Genomic DNA, 8,256 nt, shown 5'->3' on the forward strand with positions numbered 1-8,256 from the left:
TCGACGAGATCCTGGGCTTCAACCTGGGCGCCGACGACTACATCCACAAACCCTTCAGCCAGCGCCTGCTGATCGAGCGGGTGAAGGCGGTGCTGCGCCGCGCCGGCATCGACGGCGAGGAGCCGGCGCCGGGCCCGGCCGCCGCCGAGGGCGGATCGCGCGCCATCAAGCGGGGCAAGCTGACCCTCGACCCGGCGCGCCACGACTGCCTGTGGGACGGCAAGCCGGTGAAGCTGACCGTGACGGAGTTCCTGCTCCTGCAGTCGCTGGCCCAGCGCCCGGGGTTCGTGAAGAGCCGCGACAACCTGATGGACGCGGCCTACGACGATCAGGTCTATGTGGACGACCGCACCATCGACAGCCACATCAAGCGTATGCGCAAGAAGTTCCGCGACGTGGACCCTGAGTTCGACGCGATCGAAACCCTCTATGGCGTCGGATACCGTTACCGCGAAACCTGACCGGGGGCGCAAACCCGGGGGGGTGAGGCCGTCGCGCTTCCGCTGGCTTCCGGGCACCCGCCTCGGCCGGCTGATCATCGCGCTGAACGTGCTGGGGCTGGCGGTGCTGATCGCCGGCGCCCTGGTGCTCAACGAACTTCGCCAGGGGCTGGTCAACGCCCGCATCGACAGCCTGACCACCCAGGGCGAGCTGATGACGGCCATCATCGACCAGGCGGCCACCGTGGGCGAGCCGCTGCCGGCGATGGACCCGAGCTACGCCAGCCTGGTGCTGCAGATGCTGGCCAACCCGAAGACCCAGCGGGCGCGCCTGTTCGACCCGCAGGGGCGGCTGATCGCCGACAGCGACCTGGTGGCCGACCGGGTGGAGCAGAGGGTGCTGCCGCCGGCCAGGCCGCGGGACGGCGACGGGGTGTCGCTGAACCTGAGGCGCGCGCCGTCGCGCGGCGCGGTGGCTCGAGAGGCGAGGGCCGCCCTGGCGGCCGAGGTGGCCAAGGCGCTGCGCGGCCAGCACGTGGCCGGCCTGCGGCGCGGCGAGGACGGCGACCGCGTGGTCTCGGTCTCGATCCCGATCCAGCACGTCCAGGCGGTGCTGGGCGTGCTGACCCTGGAAGCCAACGACGTGGACGAGATCATCGCCCGCGAGCGGATGGCGTTGATCCCCTTCATCCTGATCGCCATCGCGGTCACCCTGTCGTCATCGCTGCTGCTCACCCGGTTGATCGCCCAGCCGGTGCGCCGGCTGGCGCGGGCCGCCGACCGGGTGCGGCTGGCCGGCGCGCGGGCGATCTCGCTGCCGGACCTGGCGCGGCGCGACGACGAACTCGGCGACCTCACCCGCAGCCTGGAGGCCATGACCCAGTCCCTGTCCGAACGAATGGACGCCATCGAGAGCTTCGCCGCCGACGTCGCCCACGAGATCAAGAACCCCCTTACCTCCCTGCGCTCGGCGGTGGAGACCCTGGACCTGGTCACCGAGCCCGCGGCGCGCGAGCGCTTGCTGGGCATCCTCAAGAACGATGTGAAGCGCCTCGACCGCCTGGTCACCGACATCTCGAACGCCTCAAGGCTGGACGCCGAGCTCTCGAGGGACGCGCCGAAGATCATCGACCTGGAGCGGCTGGTCGGCGATATCGTCAACCTCTACCACGCCACCGCCAAGCCCGGCGACGTCACCGTCCGCTTCCATCCCTCCGGCGGGATCGAGCCGGTCACCGTGTCCGGGCGCGAGGGCTCGCTCGGCCAGGTGTTCCGCAACCTGATCGACAACGCCCGCTCCTTCAGCCCGCCCGGCGGCCAGGTGGAGGTGGCCCTCCAGCGCGCCGCCGGCCGGGTGATCGCCACCGTATCGGACTCGGGCCCCGGCATCCCGCCGGAGAACCTGGAGACGGTCTTCGAACGCTTCTACACCTCGCGGCCTAAGGGCGCGGCGTTCGGCGGCAATTCCGGCCTCGGCCTCTCCATCGCCCGCCAGATCGCCGAGGCGCACGGCGGCACGCTGAAGGCGCAGAACCGCGTCGTCGACGGCAAGGTGATGGGCGCAGTCTTCCTGCTGATGCTGCCGGAGGCCAAGGCTTGATCCGCCACGCGGGCCTCGTCGCCGCCCGGGTGGGCGGATCCTGGCGCGGCGTGCTGATCGAGGGGCCGGCGGGCGCCGGCAAGAGCGACCTGGCGATCAGGGCGCTCGCCCACGGGTTTCGGCTGGTGGCCGACGACCGCGTGACGCTGTGGGTTTCGGCCGGCCGCCTGTTCGGCCGCGCTCCGGAGGCGCTGGCGGGCCTGCTCGAAATCCGCGGCCTGCAGGTGGTGAGGGTGGCGGCCTTGCCGCTGGCCGAGGTGGCGCTGGCGGTCCGTTGCGGGACGCCGGAGCGCATCCCCGACCCCGCCTTCGCCGAGCTGCTGGGGGTTTCGGTTCCGCTGATCGGGCTCGATCTGCGCGAGGCTTCGGCCCCTGCGAAACTCAGTCGCGCGTTGAGCCACTTTGACGAGCGCGGCAAGAGGCGTATTTAGCACGGCTCGCGGGACGGGTTATTTTTACCGCGCGGGTGGGGATACCCTTGGAAGATTCGCATAATCGGGCTCGGGGCATGATCGGGCCCGTGACATGATTGGGCTCGTGATCGTGACGCACGGGCGGCTGGCGGAGGAGTTCGTCTTCGCCATGGAGCACGTGGTCGGGCCGCCAGCCGCGGTCGAGGCCATCTGCATCGGGCCCGAGGACGATATGGAGCGCCGCCGCAAGGACATCCTGGCGGCCTGCGGGCGTGTGGACACCGGCGCGGGCGTCATCCTGCTCACCGACATGTTCGGCGGCACCCCGTCCAACCTCGCCATCTCGGTGATGGAGCAGACCAAGGCCGAGGTGATCGCGGGCTTGAACCTGCCGATGCTGATCAAGCTCGCCAGCGTGCGCGCCCGCCAGAGCCTGGAGGAGGCCGTGGCCTGCGCCCAGGAAGCCGGCCGCAAATACATCTCGGTCGCCTCCTACGTCCTGGCCGGCGAGAAGTGAGCCCAAAGTGACAAGGGGGCCGGCGGTCCGCACCGTCGAGATCGTCAACAAGCGCGGCCTGCACGCGCGCGCCTCCGCCAAGTTCGTCAAGACCGCGTCCGGCTTCGACGCCGAGGTCCGCGTCTCCAAAGACGGCCAGACCGTCGACGCCCGCTCGATCATGGGCCTGATGATGCTGGCCGCCGGCCCCGGCTGCTGCATCGAGATCGAGGCCGAGGGCGCAGAGGCCGAGGCCGCCGTGGTCGCGCTGGAGCAGCTGGTCAGCGCCAAGTTCGACGAGGAAGAATAGCCCGTAGTTCCTCCCCCAGCGTTCCTCCCCCAGCGCGAAGCGCGGTTTGGGGGAGGTGGCCCGAAGGGTCGGAGCTTCGCTGACAGCTCCCCCAAAGGGGGGAGCAACTTGGCCCTAGCTCTTCAGCCGCCAGCCGGTGCGGAAGATCCACCAGACCGCGGTGAGGCAGATCAGCATGAACACCAGGGTCATGCCGAGGCTGATCCCGACCTGCACGTCCGAGACGCCGTAGAAGGCCCAGCGGAAGCCCGACACCAGGTAGACCACCGGATTGAACAGCGCGATCTTGGCCCACAGCGGCGGCAGCATGTTGATGGAGTAGAAGCTGCCGCCCAGGAAGGTCAGCGGCGTCACCACCATCAAGGGCACGATCTGCAGCTTCTCGAAGCCGTCGGCCCAGATGCCGAGGATGAAGCCGAACAGGCTGAAGGTCACCGAGGTCAGCATCAGGAAGGCCAGCGCCCAGAACGGATGGGCGATCTCGAACGGCACGAACAGCCGGGCCGTCGCCAGGATGATCACCCCCAGCATCACTGACTTCGACGTCGCGGCGCCCACATAGCCCAGCAGGATCTCGAAGGCCGACACCGGCGCCGACAGCATCTCGTAGATCGTGCCCGACCACTTGGGCATGTAGATGCCGAAGGAGCCGTTGGAGATGCTCTCGGTGAGGATCGACAGCATGATCAGGCCCGGCACGATGAAGGCGCCGTAGGTGATCCCGTCGATCTTGGCCATGCGCCCGCCGATGGCCGCGCCGAAGACGATGAAATAGAGCGAGGTCGTGATCACCGGGGCGGCGATCGACTGGACGATGGTGCGGAAGGTCCTGGCCATCTCGAAGCGGTAGATGGCGCGGATCGCATAGGGGTTGAGGCTGAGGCCGCTCACGCCTGCGCCCTCACCAGGTTGACGAAGATCTCCTCGAGCGAGCTCTGCTCGGTCTGCAGGTCCTTGAAGTCGACGCCGCGCTCGTTGAGTTGGCGAAGGAGGTTGGCGATGCCGGTGTTCTCGGCCTGAGCGTCGAAGGTGTAGACGAGGTCCGCCCCGTCGTTGTCCAGCGTCAGGTCGTAGCCCTTCAGTCCGGTCGGCACGGCCGACAGCGGCTCCTGCAGGTGCAGCGTCAGCTGTTTCTTGCCGAGCTTGCGCATCAGTTCGGCCTTTTCCTCGACCACGATCAGTTCGCCCCTGGAGATCACCCCGATGCGGTCGGCCATCTCCTCGGCCTCTTCGATGTAGTGGGTGGTCAGGATGATGGTGACGCCTTTCTCCCGCAGGCCCCGGACCATCTCCCACATATCGCGCCGCAGTTCGACGTCGACGCCGGCGGTGGGCTCGTCGAGGAACAGGATCTGCGGTTCGTGGCTGAGCGCCTTGGCGATCATCACCCGGCGCTTCATGCCGCCGGAGAGCGCCATGATCTTGGCGTCCTTCTTGTCCCAGAGCGAAAGGTCGCGCAGCACCTTCTCGACGTAGGCGGGGTTGGGCGGCTTGCCGAACAGGCCGCGGCTGAAGTTGACCGTCGCCCAGACCGTCTCGAAGGCGTCGGTGGAGAGTTCCTGCGGCACCAGGCCGATCTTGCTGCGCGCCGCGCGGTAGTCGCGGATGATGTCGTGGCCGTCCGCGGTCACCTGGCCGGAGGTCGGATTGACGATGCCGCAGGTGATGCCGATCAGCGTCGTCTTGCCGGCGCCGTTGGGACCCAGCAGCGCGAAGATCTCGCCCTTGAAGATCTCCAGGTCGACGTTCTTCAGCGCCTGGAAGCCGCCGGCATAGGTCTTCGATAGACCCTTGATGGAGATGATTGGCTGCACGCGTCCCCCTGAGGCCTCGCAGATAGGGTCCTGAGGACGCTTCGGCTAGGCCGTCGCCGACACGCGCTGAAGATCGCGGAGCAGCGCCAGGGCGTCGGCCGCCCAGGCGGCTGGCCCGGATCGTGGCGCGCTCAGCACCGGCGTCGCGCCCGCATGGGCGGCGACCAGTGCGGCGGTCTCCGCGAAGTCGGGGGCGTCGGGCCGGGCGTCCTGGCTCACCACCACCGCCGCCACGGTCTGTCCGCGAGCGCGCAGCACCTCCAGCGCGGTCAGGGTATGGCTGATGGCGCCCAGATAGCCGCCGCCGACCAGCAGGACAGGCAGGTCAAGGGCGGTCATCAGGTCGAGACCGGTGGCGCCGTCGGCCAACGGCGACATCAGCCCGCCGACGCCCTCGAGGACGAATAGATCGGCCCGGCTTGCCGCCAGGCGCGCGGCGCAGAGTTCCACGACCGGGGCCAGCGGCAGCGTCCGGCCCTCCAGCCTCGCGGCCATCGGCGGGGCCAGCGGGGCGCCGAAGCGCCAGGGCGTCATGCGCTGGAGCTCGTCGTCGCTCTGCGAGCGGCCGAGGGCGTCCAACAGCCGGCCCGGATCGCTGTCCGCCCAGTCCGCGGGATCGAAACCGCTGGCGATCGGCTTCAGGGCCTCGACGCCCAGGCCCGCGGTGCGGGCAGCGCGGATCAGGGCGCAGGCGGCGAAGGTCTTGCCGACGTCGGTATGGCCGCCGGCCACGAAGACGCGCGCTGTGGTCATCGCGGCAGCCAGGGCCGCACGGCCTCGGCCAGGCGGTCGACCGCCTCGTCGGTATGGCCGGCCGTGAAGGCGATCCGCAGCCGCGCCGTGCCCGCGGCGACGGTCGGCGGCCGGATCGGCACGACCAGCAGGCCGTCGGCCTCCAGGGCGGCTGCCGCGGCGAGCGCGGTTTCGGCGGCGCCGAGCACGATCGGCACGATGGCGCTTTGCGCAGCGGGCAGTTCGAGGGCGGCGCTGAACCGCCGGGCCTTGCCCAGCGGGGCGGCGACCCGCTCCGGCTCGTCGGCGATGACGTCGAGCGCAGCCAGGGCGGCGGCCACCGAGGCCGGCGGCAGGGCGGTCGTGTAGACCAGCGTCCGCGCCCGCATCTTGATCAGTTCGATCGCCGGAGCCGTGGCGCAGACATAGCCGCCGTAGCCGCCGATCGCCTTGGACAGCGTGCCCATATGCAGGTCGATCCGGGCGCCGGGAAACAGGCGCGCCGTGCCAGCGCCCCCGCCCAGGACGCCCAGGCCATGGGCGTCGTCGACCAGCAGCCAGGCGTCGTGCTCCCTGGCCACTTGGCTGATCGCGTCCAGCGGCGCGATGTCGCCGTCCATGGAGAAGACGCCGTCCGTGGCCACCAGGGCGCGGCCCGCAACGCCCCGCGCCTGGGCCAGCTTGGCCGCCAGGTCGGCCACGTCGTTGTGCCTGAACGCCAGGACCTCGGCGCCGGAGAGCCTGGCGCCGGCCCAGATGCAGGCGTGCGCCAGCTCGTCGACCACCACCAGGTCGCCGGGCCCCGCGAAGGTCGGGATGATGCCGGTATTGGCGAGGTAGCCGGACCCGAAGACGCACGCCGCCTCGGTCCCCTTCAGGTCTGCCAGCCGCGCCTCGAGCCGCCCGTACAGCGGATGGTCGCCGGTCACCAGGCGCGAGGCTCCCGCGCCAGCGCCACAGAGGCCGATCGCCGCCACCGCCGCCGCCTTGACCGCCGGATGGTGCGACAGCCCCAGGTAGTCGTTGCAGGAGAACGAGATCATCCGCCGTCCATCCCGCTCCACCCAGACGCTGTCGATGCGATGAGTGGGCTTCAGGGTGCGGGTGAGGCTCTGCGCCCTCAGGCCGTCGATTTTTGCTTGCGCGTAGCGGGTAAGGGTGTCGATCACCGCGCTCCTATGCCTCACGCCGACGCGCCTCGAAAGCCGCCAGGCCGGCGCCGGATTCAATGAGGCGACAATGGACGACCAGCCCACCTGGCTTGCCGAAGGCGCAGCGCATGTCTGGCGGCCCTATTGCCAGATGAAGACCGCGCCGCCGCCGCTGGCCGTGGCCCGCACCGAAGGCGCGCGCCTGATCCTGGAGGACGGCCGCGAGCTGGTCGATGGCATCGCCAGCTGGTGGACCGCATGCCACGGCTACAACCATCCGCACATCCGCGCCGCGGTCCAGGCCCAGCTGGAAGCCGCGCCGCATGTGATGTTCGGCGGCCTGGCGCACGCCCCGGCCTATCGCCTCGCCGCGCGGCTGGCCAAGGCGCTGCCCGGCGATCTCGACCACGTGTTCTTCGCGGAATCCGGCTCGGTCTCGGTGGAGATCGCGATGAAGATGGCCATCCAGTACTGGATCAACCGGGGCGTGCGGGGGCGGACGCGCTTTCTGGCGTTCCGCGGCGGCTATCATGGCGACACCCTGGCGACCATGACCGTCTGCGATCCGGAAGAGGGCATGCACAGCCTGTTCGCGGGCGTCATGCCGGCGCAGCACAGCGCCGCCCTGCCGATCGACCAAGCCTCGCAGGCCGCGCTGGACCGGCTGCTGGCCGAGAACGGCCACGAGATCGCGGCGATCATCGTCGAGCCGCGCGTGCAGGGGGCGGGCGGCATGTTGTTCCACGACGACGAGGTGCTTCGAAGGCTTCGCCGGCTGGCGGACAGCAACGAGGTGCTGCTGATCTTCGACGAGATCTTCGTGGGCTTCGGGCGCACGGGCGATCTCTTCGCCTGCGAAGGGGCCGGCGTGGTCCCCGATATCGTGACGCTCTCGAAGTCGCTCACCGGCGGGACCCTGCCGCTCTCCGCCGCGGTGGCGACGCGAGGCGTGTTCGACGCCTTCTGGTCTGAGGACCCCGGCGCGGCGCTGATGCACGGCCCGACCTATATGGGCAACCCGCTGGCCTGTGCCGCGGCCAACGCCTCGCTGGACCTGTTCGAGACCGGCGCCTGGCGCGCCGACGTCGCGCGGATCGCTGACGGGCTCAGGGCCGGTCTCGCGCCCTGCCGGACGGCGCCCGGCGTCGTCGACGTGCGCGTGCTGGGCGCGATCGGCGTGGTGGAGTTCGAGGCGGCCGTGCCCGTGCAGGCCTGGTGCCAGCGCTTCGCCGAAGCCGGCGCCTGGATCCGGCCGATGGGCAAGGTGGTCTATCTCACCCCGGCGTTCGTGACGTCCGAC

The 8,256-nt window shown here is 70.1% G+C and carries 10 protein-coding genes; 6 read left to right on the forward strand and 4 right to left on the reverse strand.

Annotated elements, in window-relative coordinates:
• The 5 genes from JWP28_RS08090 to JWP28_RS08110 all read left to right on the forward strand — a co-directional run.
• The coding region (locus JWP28_RS08090) for a response regulator transcription factor (RefSeq protein ID WP_299541885.1) at positions 1–461 on the forward strand (461 nt) is incomplete at its 5' end.
• The gene (locus JWP28_RS08095; RefSeq protein ID WP_299541887.1) at positions 430–2,040 is read left to right on the forward strand and encodes a stimulus-sensing domain-containing protein; all 1,611 of its coding nucleotides are present in this window, start codon (positions 430–432) and stop codon (positions 2,038–2,040) included. The genes JWP28_RS08090 and JWP28_RS08095, both read left to right, overlap by 32 nt.
• Complete coding sequence (locus tag JWP28_RS08100) at positions 2,037–2,471, forward strand: HPr kinase/phosphorylase (RefSeq protein WP_299541889.1); 435 nt, start codon at positions 2,037–2,039, stop codon at positions 2,469–2,471. The genes JWP28_RS08095 and JWP28_RS08100 overlap by 4 nt, the downstream gene beginning before the upstream one ends.
• Before the next feature lie 94 nt (positions 2,472–2,565).
• Positions 2,566–2,970 carry a PTS sugar transporter subunit IIA gene (locus tag JWP28_RS08105; protein ID WP_299541891.1) on the forward strand — a complete coding sequence of 135 codons (405 nt, stop codon included), beginning with the start codon at positions 2,566–2,568 and terminating at the stop codon, positions 2,968–2,970.
• Positions 2,971–2,977: 7 nt separating this feature from the next.
• Positions 2,978–3,259 carry an HPr family phosphocarrier protein gene (locus JWP28_RS08110; protein ID WP_299541893.1) on the forward strand — a complete coding sequence of 94 codons (282 nt, stop codon included), beginning with the start codon at positions 2,978–2,980 and terminating at the stop codon, positions 3,257–3,259.
• 114 nt (positions 3,260–3,373) lie between these two features.
• Here JWP28_RS08110 and JWP28_RS08115 read toward each other — a convergent pair whose 3' ends face one another.
• Genes JWP28_RS08115 through bioF form a run of 4 tightly spaced genes read right to left on the reverse strand, consistent with a single transcriptional unit; the run spans position 3,374 to position 6,971 of the window.
• Complete coding sequence (locus JWP28_RS08115; protein WP_299541895.1) at positions 3,374–4,150, reverse strand: ABC transporter permease; 777 nt, start codon at positions 4,148–4,150, stop codon at positions 3,374–3,376.
• Positions 4,147–5,073, reverse strand: a complete 927-nt coding sequence (locus JWP28_RS08120; protein WP_299541896.1) for an ABC transporter ATP-binding protein — start codon at positions 5,071–5,073, stop codon at positions 4,147–4,149. Before JWP28_RS08120 ends, JWP28_RS08115 begins: the two co-directional genes overlap by 4 nt.
• A gap of 45 nt (positions 5,074–5,118) precedes the next feature.
• Positions 5,119–5,826: a dethiobiotin synthase gene (bioD, locus tag JWP28_RS08125; RefSeq protein ID WP_299541898.1), complete on the reverse strand. Its 708-nt coding sequence runs from the start codon at positions 5,824–5,826 to the stop codon at positions 5,119–5,121.
• On the reverse strand, positions 5,823–6,971 hold the full coding sequence (bioF, locus tag JWP28_RS08130; protein WP_299541902.1) for an 8-amino-7-oxononanoate synthase: 1,149 nt from the start codon (positions 6,969–6,971) through the stop codon (positions 5,823–5,825). The genes bioD and bioF overlap by 4 nt, the downstream gene beginning before the upstream one ends.
• A gap of 73 nt (positions 6,972–7,044) precedes the next feature.
• Between bioF and JWP28_RS08135 the strand changes: the two genes are divergently transcribed.
• Positions 7,045–8,256: adenosylmethionine--8-amino-7-oxononanoate transaminase (locus JWP28_RS08135; protein WP_299541900.1), on the forward strand; the 1,212-nt coding region annotated here is incomplete at its 3' end.

Origin of the sequence: Phenylobacterium sp. (assembly GCF_028290885.1) — a bacterium.
In the GTDB taxonomy this organism is placed as follows: Bacteria; Pseudomonadota; Alphaproteobacteria; order Caulobacterales; family Caulobacteraceae; genus Phenylobacterium.